We start from the raw sequence: 23,456 nt of genomic DNA, 5'->3' as shown, positions 1-23,456 counted from the left end.
CTTTTCCCGCCTGTTCACCTACTATTCGCGATTGTGAAACGACTTACCAGGCAGATATCCGTTGGCAATGTCACCGTCGGGGGGGGTGCCCCCTGCTCGGTCCAATCCATGTGCAACACCGATACCCGTGATGTTGCCGCCACCCTGGCCCAGATCGGGCAGTTGACCGCGGCCGGCTGCGAGCTGGTCCGCTGCGCCGTGCTCGACATGGAGGCTGCGGAGGCTCTGGGGCGGATCAAGGCCGAAAGCGCCATTCCGGTCATTGCCGACATTCATTTCGACTACAAGCTGGCTCTGAAGGTACTGGAGGGTGGCATCGACGGCCTGCGCCTCAATCCGGGAAATATCGGCGAGCGGTGGAAGGTCGCCGAGGTGGTGAAGGCCGCCTCCGAGCGGCGGGTGCCGATCCGGATCGGCGTCAATGCCGGCTCCCTGGAGAAGGAACTGCTCGTCAAATACGGCCATCCCACTGCCCAGGCCATGGTCGATTCGGCCCTGGGCCATGTCCGGATACTGGAAGAACTCGGTTACGACCAGATCAAGATCTCCCTCAAGGCATCCGACGTGCCGAAGACCGTGGCGGCCTACCGCCTCCTCTCGGCCAGCGTCGACTATCCGCTCCATATCGGCATCACCGAGGCGGGCACGATCTTCTCCGGTACCATCAAGTCTGCAGTTGGGCTCGGCATCCTGCTTGCCGAAGGGATCGGCGACACGCTCCGCGTTTCGCTCACCGGCGATCCGGTGGATGAGGTCCGGGTCGGTTTCGAGATCCTCAAGGCGCTCGGCCTGCGCCAGCGGGGGATCAACTTCGTTTCCTGTCCCACCTGCGGCCGCTGCGGCATCGACCTGATCGGCGTTGCCCAGGAAGTGGAAGAGCGCTTGAAAGACCTGGATGCACCGTTGACCGTTGCAGTCATGGGCTGCGTGGTGAACGGTCCCGGCGAGGCCCGCGAAGCCGATGTGGGGGTGGCAGGCGGCCGCGGGGAGGGGCTTCTGTTCCGGCACGGCGAAATCGTCCGCAAGATCCCCGAGGCGGAACTGGCCGATGCCCTGGTTGCCGAGGTCCAGGCCCTGGCTGCAGCCAGCCGCACCTCACACTGAGCGTCCCGCAAGGGTTCCTGCCCTGTCGGTCTGCTGTCGTTTCAGTGTCGTGAGCTTTCCGCAGATCCGCGTCATTCCCCCCTGTCAGTTCCGGAAAGCGGCGGATGCAGATCCGCTGTTCATCTGTGGAACCCATACGGACGTTGTATCCCGTACAACATACAAGCAGGCGAGGTAGCAATGCGATATTCCCAGTATTTCATCCCCACCGTGAAAGAAACCCCGGCGGATGCCGAGGTGATTTCCCACCAGTTGATGCTCCGTGCCGGCATGATCCGCAAGGTGGCGGCAGGTCTTTACAATTATCTTCCCCTGGGGTTGCGCTCGCTGCGCAAGGTGGAGAACATCGTCCGCGAGGAGATGAACCGGGCCGGCGCCATCGAGATCCTGATGCCGATGGTGACCCCTTCCGAACTCTGGCAGGAATCGGGCCGCTGGGAGCAGTACGGCAAGGAACTGCTCAGGATCAAGGACCGAAAGGATACCGAATTCTGTCTCGGACCGACCCACGAAGAGGTGGTCACCGACATCATCCGCCGCGAGGTGCGCAGCTATCGCCAGTTGCCGCTGAACCTCTACCAGATCCAGACCAAGTTCCGGGACGAGATCCGTCCCCGTTTCGGGCTGATGCGGGGTCGCGAGTTCATCATGAAGGACGCCTACTCCTTCGATGTGGATAGCGCGGCAGCAGACGGCTCCTATGACAAGATGTACCGCGCCTATCGCCGGATCTTCGAACGGTGCGGACTGAAGTTCAGGGCGGTAGAGGCGGATACCGGCTCCATTGGCGGTTCCTCTTCGCACGAGTTTATGGTCCTGGCCGAATCGGGCGAGGATGCCATTGTCTCGTGCAGCGCCTGTGATTATGCCGCCAATGTGGAAAAGGCCGAGGCACGACAAGTGGAGACCGTGGAACATGCCGAGCCGCGGCCGCTGGAAAAGGTTGCCACGCCGGGGAAGAAGACCATCGATGAGGTCAGCGAATTCCTCGGGGTGCCTGCCGCAACCACCGTGAAGATGCTGATCCTGCTGGCGGACGCCGTGCCGGTGGCTGTCATGGTGCGGGGCGACCACGAGCTGAACGAGATCAAGCTGAAGAACTATCTCGGCTGCGAGACCCTGGAGATGGCCAGCGACGAGATCATCACCAAAACCACTGGTTCGCCGGTGGGATATATCGGCCCGATCGGTCTCTCCCTGCGCATCATTGCCGATGTTGCGGTGCGCGGCATGCGGAATTTCGTTGCCGGCGCCAATCTTGCGGACTTCCATCTGAAGAATGTGAACCTGGAGCGGGACTGCACGGTGTCGGAGTTTGCCGATGTCCGCTCCGTTGCCCATGGCGACCCGTGCCCCCGCTGCAGCACCGGCACCCTGGAGATGTGGCGCGGCATCGAGGTGGGTCACGTCTTCAAGCTCGGCACCAAATATTCCAAGGCCTTGAAGGCTACCTATCTGGATGCCTCGGGCCAGGAGCAGATCATCTTCATGGGGTGCTACGGCATCGGCATCGGTCGAACCGTGGCGGCCTGCATCGAGCAGAACCATGACGACAACGGTATCATCTTTCCGGTGCCGATCGCGCCGTTCCATTGCATCATATCGGCACTGAGCGTCAAGGACGAGCCGGTGGTGCAGGCTGCCGAACAGCTCTATGCCCGGCTCACCGGCGCCGGCGTGGAGGTGCTCCTGGACGACCGCGACGAGCGGCCCGGCTTCAAGTTCAAGGATGCCGACCTGATCGGGATCCCCCTGCGGATCGTCGTGGGAAGCAAGCATCTTGCCGACGGCAACGTGGAACTGAAAGACCGTCGTAGCGGCGAGGTGGAGATCCTCCCGGTCGAAGACGCGGTTGCGAAGGTGATAGCAACGGTAAAACAGTCACTTGAGTTGTAAAATATCCTGTAATGGTTGAGGTTGTTATGACGAAAGACGAGGCGCGATCCCGGATCATCTTTGCCCTGGACGTTCCGGGCATGGACGAGGTGCGACGGTGGGCCGGACTGCTGGCTCCCCACGTGGGCATGTTCAAGATCGGCAAGCAGCTCTATACCGCCTGCGGTCCGGAAGCGGTCCGGACGATCCTGCAGGCCGGCGGCCAGGTCTTTCTGGACCTCAAGTACCACGATATCCCCAACACCGTTGCCATGGCTTCCTTGGAGGCAGCCCGCCTGGGGGTGAAGCTCTTCAACCTGCACGCCCTGGGTGGCTACGAGATGATGGCAACGACCGTTGATACCCTGGACCGCGAGTTCAAGGGCGCTGAGCGGGCCAAGGTGCTGGCGGTAACCGTCCTGACCTCGTCCACCGGGGAAACCCTCCGGGAGATCGGGATAGGCGTGCCGGTCGAGGAGCAGGTGGTGCGGTTAGCCCGGCTGGCGCACAAGGCCGGGGTCGACGGTGTCGTTGCATCGCCCCGCGAGGTCCCGCTCATCAGGGAGGCCTGCGGCGCCGATTTCCTGATCGTGACGCCGGGTGTTCGTCCTGCCTTTGCCGCGGCTGACGATCAGAAGCGGATCATGACCCCGCGGGAGGCGATCCAGTCGGGTGCCGACTATCTGGTGATCGGCCGGCCGATCAGCGCCGCACCCGATCCGGTGCGCGCTGCCGAGCTGATCGTCGAGGAGATGGTGCAATAGGAGTTCATCCGCTAGTCCTGCTGCAGGCGCAGCCGGGGAATGGTTCATAACGTGACCGATGAGATAGTCTACGGCATCAATGCCGTAACAGAGGCCCTTCGCGGCAAGAGGAGGGCCTTTGAGCTGTTTGCCTCTCCTCCGCCGGGGAGCGACCGCCGTTTTGCCAAGCTGCTCGAACTCGCCGCCGAAAAGGGTGTGCCGGTGCGCCAACGGCAGAAGCAGGATCTTTTCCGCCTCTGCGGCAACGAATACCATCAGGGCGTTGTCCTGCGCGTCGAGCCGTTTCCCTATGCCGATCTGGACGATCTGGTCGCGGCATGGAAGGGCGCGGAGGCAGGGGTGGTGCTGGTGCTGGATTCCATTCAGGACCCTGCAAACCTGGGCTCTCTGGTTAGAAGCGCTGCCTGTGCCGGAGTCCTGGGCGTGGTCATTGTCAAGGACCGCGCCGTCGGCGTCACCCCGGCGGTGGAGCGGGTTTCTGCCGGGGCAGTGGAGACCGTCCCGGTTGCCCGGGTCACCAATCTCGTCCAGGCCCTGGATCAGCTGAAGGAAGCGGGGTATTGGGTCTACGGACTCGACCAGGATGCCCGGACCACCCTGTATCAGCAGGACCTGCGCGGCAAGGTGGCCATGGTGATCGGAAGCGAGGGGGAGGGGATCAGGCCCCTGGTCCGGAAGAGCTGCGACCTCCTTTTGTCGATACCGCTCACGGGCGGGGTAGGATCGCTCAATGCCGCGGTTGCGGGGAGCGTCGCACTGTTCGAGGTCGTTCGGCAGCGGTTGCAGAGTGGCGGCTGATCCGCGATACATGAAACTTGCAAATGGAAAATCTTTGATTTAGGATAACCGAATTTTGGAGGTTCCCATGCTCGATTCGTCTGATATCCCCAAGGATATGGAAGTCATCGATACCATTCTTTCCAAGACCCTGAAGAGCGGGTTTCTGATCGACGTGAAACTGGTACGGCGGCCGCGTCAGTATGAGGCGGCACTGTTCGTCAACGACAAGTACAAGCCGGGTCCGCCGCTGCCCCGATCGATGGATGCCCCGGTGGGGGACGCCACCCACTGGATGGGGGTCAGGCCCAAGGTCGGCTTTACCGCGGAAGAGGCCGACAAGATCATGGACGAGGTCAGCGGCCAGAATGTCCTGCATCGGATCAGGATGGTCGACCGATGGGGAATGGAAGAGGAGTGACGCACTCCATCTCACGATACGAGGAGCAGTGATGATTTCGATTGATTTCGACAAGATGGGTGGGTTGATCCCGGCGGTCATCCAGGATCATGAGAGTGGCGACGTGCTGATGGTTGCCTTTATGGATGAAAAGACGCTCAACCTCACCCTTGAAACCGGCAAGACCTGGTTCTTCAGCAGGAGCAGGAACAAGTACTGGATGAAGGGGGAGGAGTCGGGAAACACCCAGGAGGTTGTGGAGGTTTATACCGATTGCGATGCCGACACCGTGGTGATAAGGGTGAAACAGAACGGTCCCGCTGCCTGTCATACCGGCAATCGGAGCTGTTTCTACGTCAAATGGGAAAACGGGACCTGGGTGGAACATTCCAACCCCCTGTTCGATCCCAAGGAGGTCTACAAGAAGTGAGCAATCCCCTTCAATTCGGCATCCCCAAGGGAAGTCTCGAAAATGCCACGGTCGAACTGTTCAAGAAGGCTGGCTGGCAGATCAGCATCTCGTCGCGGAGCTATTTTCCCGGTGTGGACGACGAGGAGATGAACTGCAAACTGATCCGTCCCCAGGAGATGGGGAAGTACGTCGAGCGGGGAACCATAGACGCTGGCATAGCCGGTCGGGACTGGGTCCGCGAGAACGAATCGGATGTGGTGGAAGTCTGCGAGATGGTCTATTCCAAGGTCTCGCGGAAACCGGCGCGCTGGGTGCTGGTTGTGAACAAGGATTCGAAGGTCGGAAAACCCGAAGACCTCCATGGTGCGACGATTTCGACAGAGCTGGTCGGCTTCACCCAGCGCTATTTTGCCGAACGTAATATCCCGGTCACGGTGGAATTTTCGTGGGGAGCCACTGAGGCAAAGGTTGTGGACGGATTGTGCGATGCCATCGTCGAGGTGACGGAGACCGGTTCGACGATCAAGGCCAACGGCCTTCGGATCGTCTGCGACCTTATGGAATCGGTGCCTGTTCTGGTCGCCAACAAGGCGTCCTGGGCAGACCCCTGGAAGCGGGAAAAGATCGAAACCATCGCCACCCTGCTCAAATCCGCGCTTGCCGCGGAAGGGATGGTCGGCCTGAAGATGAATGCCCCCAACAGCGCCGTGGAAGCGATCACTGAGATTCTGCCGAGCCTCAACAACCCGACGGTTGCCCATCTCTACAAATCCGACTGGGTCTCAATTGAGAGCATCCTCCCCGAGCAGGAGGTACGCCGGATCGTGCCGAAACTGATCAAGCTGGGTGCCGAAGGGATTGTCGAATATTCGCTGAACAAGGTGCTCTGACGTTCGGGGAAGCAGTGCAGATGGACAGATGCGGTATTTATCGCCGTGGATGATAAAAAACCCGGCTGACCAGTCAGTCGGGTTTCTCTGTGTCATGCGGCGGTGCTACGGATCAGGCCTTTTTCGCCTTGCTCGTCTTTGTCTTGACCGCAGCAGGCGCCTTGGCCTTGGCAAGCTTGGCGGCCCGGACTGCCCTGGCCTTGGCCAGGTTGTCGGCCAGCCCCCGCTCGTTGGCCATTTTGCGACGGGCGTCGGAGAAGTTCTTGGCGGTCAGCGACTGGCTGGTGGGGATACCGAACTGCTTCCGGTATTCGCGGGGTTTCATGCCGTGAACCTGCGACAGGTGCCGGGTGAGGGTCTTCATGCCGCCCTTGCCGCAGATCATGCAGAAAATCTGGTCGGGCTGGAACGCCTTCTTGAGACTCATGGTCGGAGCCTTTGCCGAAAGGTCCCCGGCAGCATCCGGGGCAGCACCTTCAAGAACCTGCAGGGACGAAAAGACCCTCTGGATTTCCTGAAGGAGTTCGTCTCCTGACATTTCTGTCACTGAAGCATGTGCTGATACAATACTAGCCGTCAGTTCTAACAGTGTCTGTGCCATGCATTCCTCCATAAGGGGGTTGTAATCGTACTGTGTACCTATTTAACGACATATTATTTGGAAATCAAGTAACTTTTTATGATTACTTATTTTTTTCTTACTGTGAAGCTCAGTTGACTGGTCAGTTCATCTTTAGAGAAACGAATCAGCCTTTCATTTCATGAACAAGGAAAGCCGTTATGCCTAGAATAGAGATTGACGAGTTGCGCTGTAAAGGATGCGGTCTCTGCACTACCGTCTGTCCCCACAACATTGTGATACTGTGTGAAAAGATCAATGCATACGGTTATCATCCCGCAGCAGCTCCTTTACAGGAAAAATGCATCGGCTGTAAGCTCTGTGCCGAGATCTGTCCTGACGTAGCCATCACTGTCTTCAAGTAAGTGGATTGCTGAGCGGGGCAGGCCGGACAGGGAGATACAGTTGTCCGTCTTAATGACTTTGCCGGAACCTGGAGGTATCAGTTGACGACGCGGTTGTTCGTAAAAGGTAACGAGGCAGTGGCCATGGCTGCCATCGAGGCAGGGTGCCGATATTATTTCGGTTATCCCATCACCCCTCAGAGCGATATCCCCGAATATCTCTCCCGTGAGATCCCCCGTCTGGGTGGCGAATTCATCCAGGCGGAAAGCGAGATTGCCTCCATCAACATGCTGCTGGGAGCATCCGCAACCGGCGTCCGGGCCATGACCTCTTCGTCCGGTCCGGGGATCTCCCTCAAGCAGGAAGGGATCTCCTACATGGCCGGGTCCGAGCTCCCCGGCGTGATCGTCGACATCTGCCGCGCCGGCCCCGGACTCGGCGGGATCGATGCCTCCCAGGCCGACTATTTCCAGGCGGTAAAGGGAGGGGGGCATGGCGGCTATCACATCATCGTGCTCGCCCCGGCATCGGTGCAAGAGATGTACGATTTGACCATGCTCGCCTTTGACTTGGCCGACATCTACCGCATGCCGGCCATGGTGTTCGCCGATTCGGTGATCGGCCAGATGAAGGAGTCGATGGTGCCCCATCCCCGGCCGGCCATGGCGCTGCCGGTCAAGGACTGGGTGGTGCGGGGCAGGGAAGAGGGGCAGGAGCAGCGGGTGGTGAAATCGCTTTATCTTGGCGATGGCGAGATGGAGGCTTTCCACTGGCGTCTCCATGCCCGCTATGCAGAGCTGGCCAAGAAAGAGGTGCGTTGGGAGGAGTTTCAGACCGATGATGCCCAGCTGGTCATCACCGCGTTCGGTTCTGCCGCCCGGATTGCAAAGACCGCAGTCATCATGGCGCGCGAGGCCGGCCTCAAGGTCGGCCTGTTCCGGCCGATCACACTCTTCCCTTTTCCGGCGGAACAGCTCCGCGACCTGACGGCACGGGTGGGGCATATCCTGGATGTGGAACTGAATGCCGGCCAGATGGTGGAGGATGTCAGGCTGGCCGTTGCCGGGGGGACCAGGGTCTCGTTCTATGGCCGTCCGCCTGGCGCCGGGTCGTTGCCGAATCCGGAAGAGCTCTTCGAGCAGATTCGGAAGCACTACTGACCACGGTAACCCGGCCGGCGGCAATGGCCGGAAGCAATCGGTTCCTGTCCATATTTTCGAGGTTATACAATGCAACAGATATTCAAGAGACCGGCCAGCCTGAAGGATGTCCAGACCCACTTCTGCCCCGGCTGCCAGCACGGCACCATCCACCGGATCGTTGCCGAGGCCTTGGACGAGTTCGACGTGCGGCACCGGACCATCGGCGTCGCGTCGGTGGGATGTTCCGTCTTTCTCTACAGCTACTTCGACATCGATGCGGTGGAGTCGCCCCATGGCCGTGCCCCGGCTGTGGCGACCGGCGTCAAGCGGGCGCGTCCCGATTCCATCGTCTTTACCTACCAAGGGGATGGCGATCTCGCTGCCATCGGCACTTCCGAGATCATCCATGCCGCCAACCGGGGGGAGGGGATCACGGTGATCTTCGTGAACAATACCACCTACGGCATGACCGGGGGGCAGATGGCCCCCACCACGCTGGTCGGCCAGAAGACCTCCACCTCTCCCTATGGACGGGACCAGGCCAAGGATGGTGCGCCGCTCAAGATGGCCGAACTGCTGGCGCAACTCGGCGGGGTTGCCTTCAGTGCACGGGTTGCCGTCAATAACCCGAAAAACCTGATGGATGCCAAGAAGCAGATCCGCAAGGCCTTTCGTTATCAGGTCGAGGGGGCAGGCTTTTCGTTTATCGAGGCGCTTTCCGCATGCCCCACCAACTGGGGAATGACCCCGCTTCAGGCCAACGAGCGGGTCGAACAGGAAATGATCCCCTATTTTCAACTCGGGGTCTACAAGAACGACAAGAATCTCTAACGGAAGGGGCGAACACGGCGAGCGGTGGAGCTGCTGTTTCACCCTTGCCCATCGTCCTGCACGAGGTCTGTATGCGTCATGATCTGTTTATTGCCGGTTTCGGCGGCCAAGGGGTGCTGCTTGCCGGCAATCTCCTCTCCCTCGCTGCCATCAAGGAAGGGAAGAACGTTTCCTATTTCCCTGCCTACGGTGTCGAGAAGCGGGGCGGTGCTGCCATGTGCACCGTCATCATCGCCGATGGCGACGTCGGTTCTCCCGTGGTGGGCAACCCGTCGGTGGCCATCCTCCTGAACCAGGCTTCCTTTGACAAATATGTCGGCAAGGTCAAAAAGGGTGGTGTCTGTATTGTCAATGCATCCCTGGTCGACTGCTCCGGGGCTGACCGGGACGACATGGAACTCTACCCCATACCGATGAACGATATTGCCAATGAGCTGGGCGACCCGCGGATGGTCAACATGGTCGCAGCCGGCGCCTATGCCGCCAAAACCGGCGCCGTATCGCTCGAATCCCTTGCCGAGGCACTGAAGAAGGCGCTTCCCGAGCGTAACCACCGCTTCATCCCCGCCAATGTCAAGGCCATGGAGGCCGGGGCAGCGAGCATCTCCCCCCGATGATCGTGGATCTTTGGTCGCCTGGCAGCGGAAAAGGCTTGACCGCCGTCAATATATTTGTTATGTAATTGCGTCGTTGGGGTGTAGCCAAGCGGTAAGGCAATGGACTCTGACTCCATCATCCCTAGGTTCGAATCCTAGCACCCCAGCCATTTAAGGAATGTACCGTACTTAACGGATAAACGATATTTCCTTTCATACGTTCGTCATTTTATATCGGTCCCATCGTCTAGTGGTTAGGACACCGGCCTTTCACGTCGGTAACAGGGGTTCAAGTCCCCTTGGGATCACCATTTCCAAGCAGTGATTCTTGATTCAAGGGTTGCTGTTTTTTTTTATGCAGCTTCAGGCTGCCATCCCGCCATGGGGGGCGGAGACCCGGAACAGGCAGCGAAAGGGAGATCCGATGCGTAGATTCAAGCAGGTAATCGGTCTTTGGCTTCTGTTGTTTTTCATCCCGGCCCTTGGCGGCGCTGCATCGCTTTCCGACCAGGAAACTCAGCCGGATGAGGGGGTCTACGTCGGCGAGGTGAAGCAGGAATTCCCCCTCGGCAAAGAGATGGTCTCCGATGACCAACTCAAAGAGACCAGGAAATCCGGGGATGGGTGGCAAGCGCTGAAACCGCTGAAACCGACCGTCAAGACGTCGGAAGATGCCAAAACCGACAAGGTCCCGGCTGCCAAAAAGCTACGCATCCTCCTTCGCGCCGAGCCGGGCGACAGCATGCTGACCCTCTCCTGGAAGCTCAAGGAGCTGAACGTCCGACCCGGTGACCTCCCACCGAAATTTACCCTCTATTACGGCATTGAACCGGGCCGCTACGAAAAAAAGCTCGAAGTCGGCGACGTCAGCGAATACAAGCTCCGCTTCCTCCGCAACAATCAACTCTACTATCTCAAGCTGCAGGGAGTGATCCCGGCCCCGGTCGAGACGACGAAATCCGTTGAAGCCGCGGACGACGCCACCCAGCCGTCCGAACTCACCATCTTTTCCAACGAGATAAAGGCAACCCCGGCGCCACCTGAAGAGCTGGGCTCCCCCCTGGAAAAATCGTTTGCCGCCAAGACCCAGACCCTGCAGGACAAGATCGAGGCAGAGCCCTTCCAGCGCTCGCTGCAGCAGTTCGGCTACGATTTCTTCAAGAACAGCCTGACTGCCGGAACAGCCCTGGAGAATACACCGGTCGGCCCCGACTATGTCATCGGACCGGGTGATTCCCTCCGCATCGACCTCTGGGGCTCGATCCAGGCCCGCCAGGATCTGGTCGTCGACCGTAATGGAGAGATCTCCATCCCGCGGATCGGCACCATCAAGGTCTGGGGGGTGACGTTCCAACAGGCCCGTGAGATCATCGACAAGGCGATTTCCCGTTACTACAAGGGGTACGAACTGAATGTCTCCATGGGGCGGCTCCGCACGATCCAGGTCTTCGTGGTAGGAGAAGTGGAGTCTCCCGGCACCTACTCGGTCGCTTCCACTGCCACGGTCATCAATGCCCTGGCCCTTGCCGGGGGGCCGGCAAAGACCGGCACCCTGCGGGCCATCAGGCTCTCCCGCGGCGGGTCGATGGTCCAGGAGATCGATCTCTACGCCATGTTCCTCTCCGGCGACCGCTCCAAGGACCTGCGGCTGGAGAGCGGGGACACCATCTTCGTGCCGGTGATCGGACCGGTTGCAGCCGTGGCCGGTGAGGTCAAGCGGCCCGGCATTTATGAACTGAAGGAGAAGACCACCCTCCAGCAGCTCCTGCAGATGGCGGGCGGGGTAACGGCGTCCGGCGATCTGGGGCGGATACAGCTGGAGCGGTTCGAGGGGAATGCCTCCCGGGTGGTCATGGACTTCGAGCTGCAGAATGCCCGGCTCGACGGCCCGGCAGCAGCGTTGGAGATCAGGGACCGCGACCTGGTGAAGATTTTCCCGGTCTACCAGGCGCTCCGCCAGGTGGTGACGCTGCAGGGGAATGCGGTGCGCCCCGGAGAATACCAGTTCCGCCAGGGTATGCGCATTTCCGATCTTCTCCCTTCCTACCGGGATCTTCTCCCCCAATCCTACCTTGAATCGGCACAGGTGATCAGGCTCGTTCCTCCCGATTTCCATCGCGAGTCGATTGCCGTCAACCTGAAAAAGGTCTGGGACGGGGATACCGGTGAGAACATCCTGCTGCACGAACAGGATACGCTGAAGATCTTTTCCCGGACCGAAATGGAAGAGAAGATGTCGGTGGCGATCAACGGGCATGTGGTCAACCCCGGCACCTATGACTATTATGACAGGATGACGATCCGGGACCTGTTGGCAGCAGCAGGGAGCCTCAAGCGGAACGCCTATATGGAGAAGGCCGAGCTGACCAGGACCGTTACGGCTGACGGCGTCGCCCGGACCACCCGTTTTGACGTCAATCTCAACAAGGCGCTGGCAGGCGACCCGCAGAACAATCTCACGCTGCAGCCGGACGATGTCCTGATCGTGCGGGGCATCCAGGAGTGGCTGGAATCCGACGACCGCTTCGTTACCGTCGAGGGGGAAGTGCGGTTTCCCGGCACCTACTCCATCGGCAAGGGAGAAAAGCTGAGCTCTGTGTTGGAGCGGGCAGGCGGTTATACGGACAAGGCGTACCTGAGTGGGGCGCGCTTCACCCGGAAGGCGGTGCAGAAGGAGCAGCAGAAGCGGATGGATGAGATCATCCTTCGCACCGAGCAGGATATCCTGAAGAAACAGGGAGAGCTCGCCTCGGTGGCGGCGTCGCGTGAAGAGCTGGAGGCGACGAAATCGGCACTGGAAGGCCTCCAGAAGAGCCTGGAGAAACTGAAGACCCTGAAGGCAGAGGGAAGGGTCGTGGTCAAGCTCGAAAAACTCGATGCATTCGAAGACAGCGCCTATAACGTGGAGCTTCAGGGGGGGGACCTGATCCAGATCCCGCCCCGGTCCAACGTGGTCAACGTGCTCGGCCAGGTCTACAATCAGACCGCCCATATCTACCAGCCCGGAGAGCAGGTATCCTATTACCTGGAAAAGGCCGGTGGTGTGACCCGCGATGGCGACGAAAAGGACATGTATATCATCCGGGCCGACGGATCGGTGTTCAGCAGGCAGCAGGCATCGTTCGGCATTCACTGGGACGACGCCTCGAGCAGTTGGACCTTCGGCAGCTTCATGGCCGCTGCCCTGCAGCCCGGCGATACCCTGGTCGTCCCCCAGAAGCTGGAGCGGACAGCCTGGCTTCGCGACATCAAGGACATAACCCAGATCCTGGCCAATGTGGCCCTGACCGCCGGCACGGTCCTGATCGGACTCAAATGATGATCCGCACCGTGACCTCTGCCGACGGTGCCGGTTCCCCGCCGGGAGGGACTGCCTTGGTACGCCTCTGGCGGCAATCCGCATGAGATGGGCGAACTTGCGCAGGTTGGCCCTTGTGCTCTGCATTGCCTGGGCGCTGGTCATTGTCTGGCTCTCGCTCACCCCTTCGCCACCCGTCATCCCCCAGGCTTTGCTGGGGTGGGACAAGTTCCAGCATGCGGCTGCCTATGGGCTGCTCACCATCCTGGCACTGCGTGCCTCCAGTGGCGATCCCCTCCCGAAGCGTCTGCAGCCTCTGCGCATAGCGGTGGCGGTGATTCTGTTCGGTGGGCTCATGGAGGTGGCGCAGGGGCTCCTGACGAGCATGCGCAGTGCCGATCCGCTGGATCTGCTGGCAGATGCGGTCGGAGTGCTGGCTGCCTACCTCTTGTTCAAATTCCTGAATTCCCGCTCCCGCACGGAACATTGCCCCGTTTTCATCCTTGCCGCGACCGTTGCGTGTCTCCTGCACGCCTCCCTGCCGGTTGCGGCAGCTGACCATCTCCTGAACAGCACCGCCGAATACGGGCGGGTAGCTGGACGGCTGGCCGATGAGGCTCTGGAGGTGGCAGCGACGCCGGTCGACACCAGGGGATACGGCATGCTCGGAACCCTGCTGGTGACCGGGGCGGTGGCGTTCACCAGCAGTTACGACAGCGACATCCGCGACAAGGTCGGCGGCATCAAGGGGACAACCCTCGACCACGTAACGGATGCCGGCAGCATCGCGGGCGATCCGTTCCTGCACCTGGGATTGGCTGCAGCTGTCTATGGCGGCGGAATCCTGGCCGAGTCCCCCAAGTACCGGGAACTGGGAGAGATGCTCGGCGAGGCGGCCATCTTGGCCGATGCCACGACCTTCATCCTCAAATCGGCAACGGGCCGGGCACGGCCGAATACGGGGAGCGGTTCGGGCAGCTTCCGTCCGTTCCGTTTCGCTGCGGATTACGACGCACTGCCGTCCATGCACACGGCAAGCTCCTTTGCCATGGCCTCCGTTGTCGCGTCCGCCGCCGACAATCCGCTGATCGGGATCGGTGCCTATGCCGCAGCCGCCTTTGTCGGGTTTTCCCGCATCTACCAGGACAAGCACTGGGCAAGCGACGTGGTGCTTGGCGCAGCGATCGGCGAGCTCTGCGGCAGGGTGGCAATGGGGTATCATGCATCGGGCAAGGCCCGACGCTTCTCGGTCGCGCCGGTGGTCAGCTCTGAGGCGGCTCTGGTTGCCGTGACCGGGCGATTTTGACCTATTCTGGAGGGGAGATGCTGTCTGCAGTCATATTCGATTTTGACGGGATCATCGTCGACACCGAGCCGCTGCACTACCGGTCGTTTCAGATCATACTCGAACCGCTCGGGCTCGGCTATTCGTGGGATGAGTACGTCTCCCGCTACATGGGGTTCGACGACCGCGACGCCTTTGCCGAGGCGTTTCATGCCGCCGGAAGAGCGCTTGCCCCGGCCGAGCTCGATGAACTGATCCAGCGGAAGGCGAAGGTCTTCCAACAGGTCATCAGCGGCGGGGTTACCCCCTATCCGGGAGTCACGGAACTGATCCGCGGGCTTGCCGGTTCCCTGCCGCTTGCACTCTGCAGCGGGGCGCTCCTGTCCGACATAACCCCCATCCTCTCCCAGTTTTCCCTGGAAAATGCCTTCTCCGTCATTGTCACGGCCGATGACGTCGCTGCCAGCAAACCCGACCCAGCCAGCTATGCCCTGGCAGTGACCCGGCTGCAGTCCCGCTTTCCCGCACAGGGAATCGTCCCGGCGCACTGCCTTGCCATCGAAGATACCCCTGCCGGTATCGCCTCGGCTCAGGGGGCCGGCATCCCGGTCCTGGCGGTCACCAACAGCTATCCCGCTCCTGATCTGCACGCAGCCGACCGGGTAGTAGCCTCCCTCGAAGGGCTCGACCGGGACCGGCTGACAAAGCTCCTCACCCCCTGACCATGTCCCGGCTCCCCGTCGACCAGGTCATCCCCGACCTTCTCAGGGCGCTGACCTCGGCGCCGGGGGCGGTTCTCCAGTCTCCTCCCGGCTCGGGCAAGACCAGCCGGGTTCCCCTGGCCCTCTTGGATGCGCCTTTCCTGCGGGACAAACGGATCGTCATGCTCGAACCGCGCCGTCTGGCAGCGGTGAATGCCGCCACCTGGCTCGCAAGAAGCATCGGTGAGGAGGTGGGGGGGACGGTTGGTTATGCCATCCGCTTCCAGCGGAAGGTATCTGCACGGACACGCCTGGAGGTGCTGACCGAAGGTCTACTGGTGCGGCGCCTGCAGAACGATCCCTCCCTGGACGGGATCGGTGCGGTGGTCTTCGACGAGTTTCACGAACGGAGCATTGCCGCCGATACGGCGCTTGCTTTCTGTCTGGAGGTGCAAAAGACCCTGCGCCCGGACCTGAAGATCGTGGTGATGTCGGCAACCCTCGATGCGGGTGGGCTGGCTCGCCTGTTGGGGGATCTGCCGATCATCAGGGCAGAGGGGAAGAGTTACCCAGTGGCCCTGCGCTACCTTGGGGAACCGCCGGGGCAGCTGGTGCCGGCCGTGATCCAGGCCATCTCCAGGGCACTGGCAGAGGCTCAAGGGGATATCCTGGTCTTTCTGCCCGGCAGCGGCGAGATCCGTCGCTGTCACCAGCAGCTCCGGGATGCGCCGCCGGTGCGCGACCTGCTGGTCGTGCCGCTCTATGGCGATCTCCCCTTTGCCGAGCAGGAGCGGGCCATCCTCCCGGAAGACCGGCGCAAGGTGGTCCTGGCAACCAACATTGCCGAGACGAGCCTGACCATTGAGGGGATCGGGCTCGTCATCGACAGCGGCCTGACCCGGCGGTTGCAGTTCGATCCGTCGTCCGGCCTCAACCGGCTGGTTACGGTGCGGGTTTCGGCTGCATCGGCCACCCAGCGAGCAGGCCGTGCCGGGCGCCTCGGGCCGGGAACCTGCTTTCGCCTCTGGAGCGAAGCGGGCAATGCCGCGCTGGTCCCCTTCAACCCGCCCGAGATCAGGATCGCCGAGCTTTCTCCACTGGCCCTGGAGCTGGTCAACTGGGGGGTGAGCGATCCCTTGGCGCTTTCCTGGCTCGATCCCCCGCCGTCGGGCGCCCTGGCCGAAGGGCGTGTCCTGCTCACTGCGCTCGGCGGGCTGGACCGGCAGGGGCGCATAACCCCCTGCGGCAGGCGGATGGCCGAGCTGCCGCTCCATCCTCGCCTGGCCCGGATGGTGCTGGCCGGGGCAGAACGCGGGCAGGCCGGTCTTGCCTGCGATCTGGCCGCGCTTCTGGAGGAACGGGACATCTTTCGCCGCGACCGGCAGGAGTCGCTCGCTGTCAGCGGCTGCGATTACCTCGACAGGGTCGAGGCGCTTGAGGTGTGGCGCATGCATGGCTCGGGCCGTAACGATCCCCACCTCGATCCGCAGGCCTGTGCCGTTGTCCAGCGTACTGCCGAGCGGCTGCGGCGCCTGATTGGCGCCCCTGCCCGTGGCCCGGAGCCTGACAACGACGAGATCGGACTGCTCCTTGCCCATGCCTTTCCGGACCGAATAGCGCGGCAGCGCGAGCCTGGTTCGGATCGTTACCTGCTCGCCAATGGGACGGGTGGACGGCTCGGCACCAGGAGCGCCCTCCGTGACCGGCAATTCATCGTTGCCGTGGAAATCAACGCCGGTGCCGGTGGCGACGGTCTCATCCATGGGGCATCGTCCCTTTCCCCGGAGCTGCTGCGACGCGAATTTGCCGAAGAGATCCGCACCGAGCGGCGCGTTGGCTGGGATGCCGAACAGGGGAGGGTCTGGGTGCGGGAAGAGGAGCGGCTGGGGGAGCTGGTGTTGTCGTCCCGCCCCGTTACCCCGGGCGATGCGGAAAGCAGTGCGCTGCTTCTCGAGGTGATCCGCGCGGATGAAGAGTTGGCGCTTCTCCCCTGGACCCCTGCATGCCGCCAGCTGCAGGCGCGGGTTGCCCTGCTGGCACGGGTCGCCCCGGAGCGGGAGTGGCCCGATATCGGGAATGCCGCCTTGGCTACGAGGCTCGATGACCTGCTCGGCAGCAGCCTGCGCGGATGCCGGACCGCCAGCGATCTGCAGCGTATCGACCTGGCGGGGCTGCTCAAGGGGCTGTTCAGCTGGGAGCAGCAGCGGCAGTTGGACGAGGGAGCGCCGACCCATCTCACTGTCCCCAGCGGTTCGCGGCTCCCCCTTGATTACGAAAGCGGCGTGCCGGTCCTCTGTGTCAAGCTGCAGGAACTTTTCGGCTGTGCCGACACGCCGACAGTGGCATGGGGGCGGGTAGCGGTACTCCTGCACCTTCTGTCGCCGGCCCGGCGGCCGGTCCAGGTGACCAATGATCTCAGGAGTTTCTGGGATTCCACCTATCCCCAGGTGAAGAAGGAACTGAAAGGGCGCTATCCCAAGCACCCCTGGCCCGACGATCCGTGGCGTGCGGCACCGACGCGCAAGACCAGAAACCAGCAGGAAAAAACTCCCGGCAGGGCTTGACAGAGTCCCTCGCTTTCATGTATTCCTCTGTCTCTGCGTTCTTCTAATGGTTAACGGAGATTGGTAAAGAGGATGGTTCCGTCCGGCTGCAGCAGCCTGCGCACGGGTGCGCTGGCCATAGCCGGAGCGTCGCGGCCAGAGGCGTGTGCCGGCATGAAGGACCGTGAGATATTGGTGTCGTCCTGCCATGCCTCGAAATGGAGGTGGGGTCCGGTTGAACGGCCGGTTGAGCCGGAAAGGGCGATGACCGTGGCACAATCCACCTCTGCCCCTTCCGGGACCAGGTTCTCGGCATGATGGGCGTAGATGGTCTTCATGCCGTCGTGGTGGTCGATGATAACGGTGTTGCCGTATCCCGAGCGCTGTCCGCTGAAGATCACGGTGCCCGGTGCAACCGGTTTTACCGGTGTCCCGGTTGGTGCAGCAATGTCGATGCCGTTGTGGTGCCTGAGTTTTCCGTCGAAGGGGTCGAAGCGGAGACCCGCGGTGGAGGTGATGACCCCCTGAAGTGGCAGGGTGCCTCTCTGCAGCACGGAACCCGTTTCATCCCTGTTGTCCGTGGACGACTTGACCTGACCTGCGGTTGATCCCGGCCTGCCCTTCTTCCCGGCGGGGTGGCGCGTTGCCCGGTCGCGCATGATCAGGGTATAGCGGCGACTGCTGGGGGAATCGGTGAAGGATACCACGCCGTCGTCATCCTCCAGCCGGAATATGTCGGCCTGTGCCGTACCGGCAGCGGTTACGCAGATGAGCAGCAGTGTGGTGACGAGGAAGCGGATCATGGGCGCCTTGGTGCTGAGATGATGTTCCCTTTACTCTATATACTTCGGCAGGGGTTTTGACAAGTTGAGGAGTTGCTGGAGATGCGGATAGCGGTAGTGGGTGCCGGTGCCCTCGGCCTGTATTACGGTGCCATGCTGCAGCGGGGTGGTGGGAAGGTCGCTTTTCTCCTGAGGCGCGATTACGAGGCGATCTCCGCTCATGGCCTGCAGGTCAGTTCCGTGAACGGTGATTTCCACCTTCCCCACGTGGCCGGTTATCGGCAGACCACGGATATCGGGCCGGTGGATCTGGTGCTGATCGGGCTCAAGACCTTTGCCAACGACCAAATCCAGGAGTTGATCCCACCGCTTTTGGGGGAGCAGACCCTCCTGCTTACCTTGCAGAACGGCCTCGGCAACGAAGATCTGCTGGCCGGGCTGTTTGGCAGTCAGCGGGTGCTTGGCGGGGTCGCTTTTCTCTGTGCCAACCGGGGGGAACCCGGAGTCGTCCACCATCTCGGCGCCGGCAGGATCGAACTCGGGGCCTGGGGTGATGTCCCGGTCGGGCGCCTCGCATCGGTCGCTGCTGCCTTTGTGGCAGCCGGCATCGAGTGCCGAGTGGTGGCCGATGTTCGCAGGGCCCGTTGGCAAAAGCTCGTCTGGAATATCCCCTTCAACGGTCTCTGCGCACTCCTGGATCAGCCTGTCGACCGTTTGTTGCGTTTTCCCGCCACTCGACGGCTGATTCGGGAGATCATGCTGGAAGTCATTGGCGCTGCCAATCTGCAGGATCTTTCTGAGCCGATAGCCGATGCGTTTGCCGAACAGATGCTCGTCTTTACCGATGCCATGGGGCCCTACCTTCCTTCCATGCTGATCGATCGCCGGGAAGGGCGGCCACTTGAGCTCGATGCAATCTTTGCGGCGGCCGTGTCTGCCGGAGCAGAACGGGGCGCGGCTCTTCCCCGGACGTCGACGGTCCATGCGCTGCTCTCCTTTGCGGTTGACAGCGGCGTTGCCGCCGACACTCTGTTGCTTAAAAAAGAGGCGCATGTGGCGGGTTGATGCCGTAAATTTGGGCTGATTTGTTTCCTTTTCAGTGTTTGTTGTTGGCAGTGGCTGTAATATGTTGAAAATACTGGGGCTGGTTTCCGCTCATGAGTTGGCAGCATATTTGCTTCCTTGGGTGGAGCAGACGCCGCGTGCTTTTGACGTAGGCACCCTTGTGCAGTACAATTTACGAACAATCCATGACTTATCAATCACAAGGGGGTGAGTGGCCTTGAAAAAAGTGGAAGCGATAATAAAGCCGTTCAAGCTTGATGAAGTGAAGGATGCGCTCAACGAGATCGGCATCCAGGGGATCACTGTCAGCGAGATCAAGGGATTCGGCCGCCAGAAGGGTCATACCGAACTCTATCGCGGTGCCGAATATGTGGTGGATTTTATCCCCAAGATCAAGATGGAGATCATCGTCGGCGACGATATCGTGGCCAAGGTCGTGGAGACCATTGAGCAGGCGGCAAAGACCGGCCGGATCGGCGACGGCAAGATCTTTGTCACCTCTGTCGAGGAAGTAGTCCGGATCAGGACGGGAGAGCGGGGAGAAGACGCCCTGTAGGGCTGCCCTGCGGTCTGCCCCGTCCGGCCTTCTTTAATACAATCCATCCAATATGCTTAAAACCCGTCGAAACAATCGGGTTAACAAAGCGTACGTGCGTTCATGCGCATTAAACCGAAAGGAGAGTCTTGATGACACCACAAGAGGTAGTAGCATTTGCCAAAGAAAATGGCGCAATGATGGTAGATTTCAAATTCATGGACTTCGTGGGGATCTGGCAGCACTTTTCCGTGCCGATGTCAGAGTTCGGCGAGGATACCTTTGAAGAAGGGCAGGGTTTTGACGGTTCCTCCATCCGTGGCTGGCAGCCGATCCATGCTTCGGACATGATCATCCTTCCCGACCCGACCACCGCAAAGATGGACCCCTTTACCGCGGTGCCGACCCTGTCGCTGATCTGCAACATCTTCGATCCGATCACCAAGGAAGACTACAGCCGCGATCCGCGTAACATCGCCCGCAAGGCCGAAGCATACCTCAAGTCCACCGGCATTGGCGACACCGCCTATTTCGGACCCGAAGCAGAATTCTTCATCTTCGACGACGTCCGCTACGACTCCAGCGCCAACCAGTCGTTCTACGCGGTCGACTCCGTCGAGGGGACCTGGAACACCGGCCGCGAGGAGTTCCCCAACCTCGGCTACAAGCCGCGCCACAAGGAAGGGTACTTCCCGGTTTCCCCTACCGACTCCCAGAACGACCTGCGCAACGAGATGGTTATCGAGCTGCAGAAGGTCGGCATTCGCGTCGAGTGCCAGCACCACGAGGTTGCCACCGGCGGCCAGGCCGAGATCGACATGCGCTTCAACTCGCTGGTTGCCATGGCTGACGATCTCCAGTGGTTCAAGTATGTCATAAAGAACGTTGCCTGCCGCAACGGCAAGACCGTTACCTTCATGCCGAAGCCGCTCTATGGCGACAACGGTTCCGGGATGCACTGCCACCAGTCGATCTGGAAGGCCGGCACCAACCTGTTCGCCGGCGACAAGTACGGCGGGCTTTCCCAGATGGCCCTCTGGTACATCGGCGGGATCATCAAGCATGCCAAGGCTCTCTGCGCCTTCACCAACCCGACCACCAACTCCTACAAGCGTCTGGTGCCCGGTTTCGAAGCCCCGGTGAACATGGCTTACTCCAGCCGTAACCGTTCCGCTTCCATCCGTATCCCGATGTTCTCCACCAACCCGAAGGCGAAGCGGATCGAGTACCGTACGCCCGACCCGTCAGCAAACGGCTACCTGGCCTTTGCCGCCATGCTGATGGCAGGCCTCGACGGCGTCGAGAACAAGATCGATCCGGGCCAGCCGCTGGACAAGGACATCTACGGTCTCTCCCCGGAAGAGCTGAAAGACATCCCGTCAGCTCCGGGCACGCTTGAGGAAGCTCTCAACTGCCTCAAGGACGACCACGAGTTCCTCCTCAAGGGGGACGTCTTCACCCCCGACGTCATCGAGAAGTGGATCGAGTACAAGATGGAAGCAGAGGTCAACCCGGTCCGCATGCGTCCGGTTCCCCTCGAATTCGCCCTCTACTACGACATCTAGGCAGAGGTTCCATACGGAGCAGTACGAAAAAGGCGGGGGAGCAATCTCCCGCCTTTTCCCGTCTGCAGGGCGCTTTCCGGCAACGAGCAGTTTTCAGCCGGTGTAGGTTGTCAACAGAGAAGCCACAACCGAAGGCGAACGGTTGAGCGATCAGTTTCGGCGCGGCCCGACATTGACTTTGTCCGCCCAATCTGCTAAAAACAACAGTCTTGTCAATTCGTTTACCCGGAGGCGGAATGGATCAGTTTTTCCTCAAAGTCTCCATCATGCTGGTGCCGGCACTGATGGCCATCACCTGTCACGAAGTGTCTCACGGGTACGTGGCCTACCGTTTCGGCGATGATACGGCAAAGTCTCTGGGCCGCCTCACCCTGAATCCCCTGAAGCACCTGGATATCATCGGCACCCTGATGATCTTCATCGTCGGCATCGGTTGGGCCAAGCCGGTACCGGTGAACTTCGGCAATCTCCGCCGTCCCAAGCGCGACATGATCTGGGTTGCCGCTGCCGGCCCCATCACGAACTTTTCCCTGGCAGCAGTGTCGGCACTGCTCATGCGGGGGATGCAGGCCCTGGGCGACCTGATCGGCGATGCTTCGCTGATGCAGTTCCTTATCGACCCGATGGTGCTGATGCTGGCCTTTTCCGTCTACATCAACCTGCTATTGGCAATCTTCAACCTCATCCCCGTGCCGCCGCTGGACGGTGGCCGGGTTGCGGTGGGGCTCCTTCCCGAGCGGCAGGCGATCGCCTATTCGCGGATCGAGCCGTACGGCATGATCATCATCATTGTCCTGGTCTTTTTCACCAATCTGTTCAGCTATATCATTTCACCGGTACTGAGCATGGGGGTTCGGCTTCTGGCAGGCTCCCAGAGCAACCTCGTTTTCAGCGTCACCAATCTGATGTTCAAGTAAACCGGCAGGGGAGAGGAATCATGAGCAACAATCGCGTAGTCAGCGGCATGCGCCCGACGGGCAAGCTGCACCTGGGACATTTTCATGGCGTGCTGGATAACTGGCTGAAGCTCCAGAACGAATACGAGTGTTTCTTCTTTGCCGCTGACTGGCATTCCCTGACCACCGAATATGCCGATACCTCTGGTATCCGCGAGAGCACCCGCGAGATGGTTCTCGACTGGCTCGCCTTCGGGCTCGACCCGAAGAAGTGCACCATCTTCGAGCAGAGCCTGGTGCCACACCATTCGGAACTGAACCTGATCCTCGGCATGATCACGCCGGTGTCGTGGCTGGAGCGCAACCCGACCTACAAGGAGATGCAGGACAACCTGGAGCACAAGGACCTCTCCACCTTCGGTTTCCTTGGCTATCCGGTGTTGATGGCCGCGGACATCATCATCTACAAGGCGACCAGGGTGCCGGTCGGGCATGACCAGCTCCCCCATCTGGAGATCACCCGCGAGATCGCCCGCCGCTTCAACCATCTCTACGGCCAGGTCTTTCCCGAGCCCGAGGCGTTGCTCACCGAAACCCCCAAGCTGACCGGACTGGACGGCCGGAAGATGAGCAAGTCTTACGGCAACTCCATCTATCTCTCCGACACGGCCGAGGATACCCGCAAGAAGATCATGACCATGATCACCGATACCCAGCGGGTCCGCCGCGCCGATCCGGGTGAACCGGACCGCTGCATCGCCTTCAACCTCCATCGCCTCTATGTGTCGCAGGAGAAGCTCGACATGATCGTGCCTGCCTGCCGCGGGGCAGAAATCGGTTGTGTGGAGTGCAAGAAGATCCTGGCCGAGTCCGTGGTGGAGGGGCTTGCCCCGTTCCGCGCCAGGCGCGAGGAGCTGGCCGCCCGGCCGGAGCTGGTGAGCGATGTCCTGTCTGACGGCAGCAAACGTGCCCAGGAAGAGTCGGGAACGACGCTGGCGGAGGTCAGGGCTGCCCTGAAGTTCTGATAACGG

Annotated in this window: 22 protein-coding genes and 2 tRNA genes; 22 read left to right on the top strand and 2 right to left on the bottom strand. The window is 60.9% G+C overall.

Features of this window, described 5'->3' with window-relative positions:
• Positions 1 to 33: 33 nt before the first annotated feature.
• From ispG to GJT30_02470, 7 genes are all read left to right on the top strand, one after another.
• Complete coding sequence (gene ispG, locus GJT30_02500; protein ID MSM38480.1) at positions 34 to 1,104, top strand: flavodoxin-dependent (E)-4-hydroxy-3-methylbut-2-enyl-diphosphate synthase; 1,071 nt, start codon at positions 34 to 36, stop codon at positions 1,102 to 1,104.
• Positions 1,105 to 1,284: 180 nt separating this feature from the next.
• Positions 1,285 to 3,000, top strand: coding sequence for a proline--tRNA ligase (locus GJT30_02495; protein MSM38479.1), 1,716 nt, complete (start codon positions 1,285 to 1,287; stop codon positions 2,998 to 3,000).
• Positions 3,001 to 3,026: 26 nt separating this feature from the next.
• The gene (gene pyrF, locus GJT30_02490; protein ID MSM38478.1) at positions 3,027 to 3,743 is read left to right on the top strand and encodes an orotidine-5'-phosphate decarboxylase; all 717 of its coding nucleotides are present in this window, start codon (positions 3,027 to 3,029) and stop codon (positions 3,741 to 3,743) included.
• A 51-nt stretch (positions 3,744 to 3,794) separates the two neighbouring features.
• Positions 3,795 to 4,541, top strand: coding sequence for a 23S rRNA (guanosine(2251)-2'-O)-methyltransferase RlmB (gene rlmB, locus GJT30_02485; protein ID MSM38477.1), 747 nt, complete (start codon positions 3,795 to 3,797; stop codon positions 4,539 to 4,541).
• A 67-nt stretch (positions 4,542 to 4,608) separates the two neighbouring features.
• Complete coding sequence (locus GJT30_02480; protein MSM38476.1) at positions 4,609 to 4,941, top strand: hypothetical protein; 333 nt, start codon at positions 4,609 to 4,611, stop codon at positions 4,939 to 4,941.
• Positions 4,942 to 4,972: 31 nt separating this feature from the next.
• A complete protein-coding gene (gene hisI, locus GJT30_02475) occupies positions 4,973 to 5,350 on the top strand; it encodes a phosphoribosyl-AMP cyclohydrolase (protein MSM38475.1) in 378 nt (125 codons plus the stop codon).
• The gene (locus tag GJT30_02470) at positions 5,347 to 6,222 is read left to right on the top strand and encodes an ATP phosphoribosyltransferase (GenBank protein MSM38474.1); all 876 of its coding nucleotides are present in this window, start codon (positions 5,347 to 5,349) and stop codon (positions 6,220 to 6,222) included. The genes hisI and GJT30_02470 overlap by 4 nt, the downstream gene beginning before the upstream one ends.
• A gap of 112 nt (positions 6,223 to 6,334) precedes the next feature.
• On the opposite strand, the gene GJT30_02465 is transcribed toward GJT30_02470, so the two are convergent.
• On the bottom strand, positions 6,335 to 6,823 hold the full coding sequence (locus GJT30_02465) for a MucR family transcriptional regulator (protein ID MSM38473.1): 489 nt from the start codon (positions 6,821 to 6,823) through the stop codon (positions 6,335 to 6,337).
• Positions 6,824 to 7,002: 179 nt separating this feature from the next.
• Between GJT30_02465 and GJT30_02460 the strand changes: the two genes are divergently transcribed.
• From GJT30_02460 to hrpB, 10 genes are all read left to right on the top strand, one after another.
• The gene (locus GJT30_02460; protein ID MSM38472.1) at positions 7,003 to 7,206 is read left to right on the top strand and encodes a 4Fe-4S dicluster domain-containing protein; all 204 of its coding nucleotides are present in this window, start codon (positions 7,003 to 7,005) and stop codon (positions 7,204 to 7,206) included.
• 81 nt (positions 7,207 to 7,287) lie between these two features.
• A complete protein-coding gene (gene vorB / locus GJT30_02455) occupies positions 7,288 to 8,346 on the top strand; it encodes a 3-methyl-2-oxobutanoate dehydrogenase subunit VorB (protein MSM38471.1) in 1,059 nt (352 codons plus the stop codon).
• 69 nt (positions 8,347 to 8,415) lie between these two features.
• Positions 8,416 to 9,159 (top strand): 2-oxoglutarate oxidoreductase, encoded by a 744-nt coding sequence (locus GJT30_02450; protein ID MSM38470.1) that lies wholly within the window; start codon positions 8,416 to 8,418, stop codon positions 9,157 to 9,159.
• A 71-nt stretch (positions 9,160 to 9,230) separates the two neighbouring features.
• The gene (locus tag GJT30_02445; GenBank protein ID MSM38469.1) at positions 9,231 to 9,776 is read left to right on the top strand and encodes a 2-oxoacid:ferredoxin oxidoreductase subunit gamma; all 546 of its coding nucleotides are present in this window, start codon (positions 9,231 to 9,233) and stop codon (positions 9,774 to 9,776) included.
• A 74-nt stretch (positions 9,777 to 9,850) separates the two neighbouring features.
• Positions 9,851 to 9,925: transfer RNA gene (locus tag GJT30_02440), tRNA-Gln, on the top strand.
• A 66-nt stretch (positions 9,926 to 9,991) separates the two neighbouring features.
• Positions 9,992 to 10,066, top strand: a tRNA-Glu gene (locus GJT30_02435).
• 113 nt (positions 10,067 to 10,179) lie between these two features.
• Positions 10,180 to 13,074 carry a polysaccharide biosynthesis protein gene (locus tag GJT30_02430; GenBank protein ID MSM38468.1) on the top strand — a complete coding sequence of 965 codons (2,895 nt, stop codon included), beginning with the start codon at positions 10,180 to 10,182 and terminating at the stop codon, positions 13,072 to 13,074.
• 364 nt (positions 13,075 to 13,438) lie between these two features.
• Positions 13,439 to 14,359 (top strand): phosphatase PAP2 family protein, encoded by a 921-nt coding sequence (locus GJT30_02425; GenBank protein ID MSM38467.1) that lies wholly within the window; start codon positions 13,439 to 13,441, stop codon positions 14,357 to 14,359.
• 17 nt (positions 14,360 to 14,376) lie between these two features.
• Entirely contained in the window at positions 14,377 to 15,060 is a 684-nt protein-coding gene (locus tag GJT30_02420) for an HAD-IA family hydrolase (GenBank protein MSM38466.1), read from the top strand.
• Between the two features lie 2 nt (positions 15,061 to 15,062).
• Positions 15,063 to 17,603 (top strand): ATP-dependent helicase HrpB, encoded by a 2,541-nt coding sequence (hrpB, locus tag GJT30_02415; protein MSM38465.1) that lies wholly within the window; start codon positions 15,063 to 15,065, stop codon positions 17,601 to 17,603.
• A gap of 50 nt (positions 17,604 to 17,653) precedes the next feature.
• Here hrpB and GJT30_02410 read toward each other — a convergent pair whose 3' ends face one another.
• Positions 17,654 to 18,385 carry a peptidoglycan DD-metalloendopeptidase family protein gene (locus tag GJT30_02410; protein MSM38464.1) on the bottom strand — a complete coding sequence of 244 codons (732 nt, stop codon included), beginning with the start codon at positions 18,383 to 18,385 and terminating at the stop codon, positions 17,654 to 17,656.
• An 81-nt stretch (positions 18,386 to 18,466) separates the two neighbouring features.
• On the opposite strand from GJT30_02410, the gene GJT30_02405 reads away from it, so the two are divergent.
• The 5 genes from GJT30_02405 (at position 18,467) to trpS (ending at position 23,450) form a co-directional block, all read left to right on the top strand.
• A complete protein-coding gene (locus tag GJT30_02405) occupies positions 18,467 to 19,429 on the top strand; it encodes a putative 2-dehydropantoate 2-reductase (GenBank protein ID MSM38463.1) in 963 nt (320 codons plus the stop codon).
• A 217-nt stretch (positions 19,430 to 19,646) separates the two neighbouring features.
• A complete protein-coding gene (locus tag GJT30_02400; protein MSM38462.1) occupies positions 19,647 to 19,985 on the top strand; it encodes a P-II family nitrogen regulator in 339 nt (112 codons plus the stop codon).
• Between the two features lie 131 nt (positions 19,986 to 20,116).
• Positions 20,117 to 21,529: a type I glutamate--ammonia ligase gene (gene glnA / locus GJT30_02395; GenBank protein ID MSM38461.1), complete on the top strand. Its 1,413-nt coding sequence runs from the start codon at positions 20,117 to 20,119 to the stop codon at positions 21,527 to 21,529.
• A 236-nt stretch (positions 21,530 to 21,765) separates the two neighbouring features.
• Positions 21,766 to 22,446, top strand: coding sequence for a site-2 protease family protein (locus GJT30_02390; GenBank protein MSM38460.1), 681 nt, complete (start codon positions 21,766 to 21,768; stop codon positions 22,444 to 22,446).
• A gap of 20 nt (positions 22,447 to 22,466) precedes the next feature.
• Positions 22,467 to 23,450 carry a tryptophan--tRNA ligase gene (trpS, locus tag GJT30_02385; protein ID MSM38459.1) on the top strand — a complete coding sequence of 328 codons (984 nt, stop codon included), beginning with the start codon at positions 22,467 to 22,469 and terminating at the stop codon, positions 23,448 to 23,450.
• Positions 23,451 to 23,456: the final 6 nt, after the last annotated feature.

Origin of the sequence: Geobacter sp. (assembly GCA_009684525.1) — a bacterium.
Taxonomy (GTDB): domain Bacteria; phylum Desulfobacterota; class Desulfuromonadia; order Geobacterales; family DSM-12255; genus Geoanaerobacter.
The sequence above is the reverse complement of the archived record's forward strand: the minus strand, read 5'-3'. Positions and strand labels throughout refer to the sequence as shown.

What these genes read in the sequence shown, in the direction of transcription:
- GJT30_02450 (MSM38470.1), top strand. Translation starts at nt 8,416, where the DNA reads ATGCAACAGATATTCAAGAGACCGGCCAGCCTGAAGGATGTCCAGACC.
- GJT30_02420 (MSM38466.1), top strand. Translation starts at nt 14,377, where the DNA reads ATGCTGTCTGCAGTCATATTCGATTTTGACGGGATCATCGTCGACACC.
- hrpB (MSM38465.1), top strand. Translation starts at nt 15,063, where the DNA reads ATGTCCCGGCTCCCCGTCGACCAGGTCATCCCCGACCTTCTCAGGGCG.
- GJT30_02480 (MSM38476.1), top strand. Translation starts at nt 4,609, where the DNA reads ATGCTCGATTCGTCTGATATCCCCAAGGATATGGAAGTCATCGATACC.
- GJT30_02445 (MSM38469.1), top strand. Translation starts at nt 9,231, where the DNA reads ATGCGTCATGATCTGTTTATTGCCGGTTTCGGCGGCCAAGGGGTGCTG.
- GJT30_02465 (MSM38473.1), bottom strand. Translation starts at nt 6,823, where the DNA reads ATGGCACAGACACTGTTAGAACTGACGGCTAGTATTGTATCAGCACAT.
- GJT30_02390 (MSM38460.1), top strand. Translation starts at nt 21,766, where the DNA reads ATGGATCAGTTTTTCCTCAAAGTCTCCATCATGCTGGTGCCGGCACTG.
- pyrF (MSM38478.1), top strand. Translation starts at nt 3,027, where the DNA reads ATGACGAAAGACGAGGCGCGATCCCGGATCATCTTTGCCCTGGACGTT.
- glnA (MSM38461.1), top strand. Translation starts at nt 20,117, where the DNA reads ATGACACCACAAGAGGTAGTAGCATTTGCCAAAGAAAATGGCGCAATG.
- GJT30_02425 (MSM38467.1), top strand. Translation starts at nt 13,439, where the DNA reads ATGCGCAGTGCCGATCCGCTGGATCTGCTGGCAGATGCGGTCGGAGTG.
- GJT30_02460 (MSM38472.1), top strand. Translation starts at nt 7,003, where the DNA reads ATGCCTAGAATAGAGATTGACGAGTTGCGCTGTAAAGGATGCGGTCTC.
- GJT30_02430 (MSM38468.1), top strand. Translation starts at nt 10,180, where the DNA reads ATGCGTAGATTCAAGCAGGTAATCGGTCTTTGGCTTCTGTTGTTTTTC.
- GJT30_02410 (MSM38464.1), bottom strand. Translation starts at nt 18,385, where the DNA reads ATGATCCGCTTCCTCGTCACCACACTGCTGCTCATCTGCGTAACCGCT.
- hisI (MSM38475.1), top strand. Translation starts at nt 4,973, where the DNA reads ATGATTTCGATTGATTTCGACAAGATGGGTGGGTTGATCCCGGCGGTC.
- trpS (MSM38459.1), top strand. Translation starts at nt 22,467, where the DNA reads ATGAGCAACAATCGCGTAGTCAGCGGCATGCGCCCGACGGGCAAGCTG.
- GJT30_02495 (MSM38479.1), top strand. Translation starts at nt 1,285, where the DNA reads ATGCGATATTCCCAGTATTTCATCCCCACCGTGAAAGAAACCCCGGCG.
- GJT30_02405 (MSM38463.1), top strand. Translation starts at nt 18,467, where the DNA reads ATGCGGATAGCGGTAGTGGGTGCCGGTGCCCTCGGCCTGTATTACGGT.